The following is a 244-nucleotide window of genomic DNA, read 5'->3' as shown; positions in this document are numbered from 1 at the left end:
GATTGGCTGCCTCCACCATGTACCCGTTGCCGACGTAAATGCCGACGTGACCGCCACCCGAGGCGGCGAAAAGATCCCCGGGCTGAATTTGGTCTAGGGAAATGCGATGACCGCGCTCGATTTGTGACCCCGAGTAATGGGGCAGGTTAATTCCCGCCTGCTGGTAGGCCTTCAACACTAGGCCCGAGCAGTCGAAGCCGTCGGGGCCCTCGCCTCCCCAAATGTAGGCTTTGCCCACTTGAGC

At 60.7% G+C, this 244-nt stretch carries 1 protein-coding gene; it reads right to left on the bottom strand.

Going from position 1 to position 244, the window contains the following annotated elements; all coding sequences use genetic code 11:
• On the bottom strand, positions 1 to 238 hold a 238-nt coding region (locus NDO48_RS30640), incomplete at its 3' end, for a C40 family peptidase (protein WP_416377236.1).
• Positions 239 to 244 lie beyond the last annotated feature (6 nt).

The organism is Aminobacter sp. MET-1, from assembly GCF_026521175.1.
Taxonomy (GTDB): Bacteria; Pseudomonadota; Alphaproteobacteria; order Rhizobiales; family Rhizobiaceae; genus Aminobacter.
Note: the sequence above shows the minus strand (reverse complement) of the source record. Positions and strands in the feature narration are given on the sequence as shown.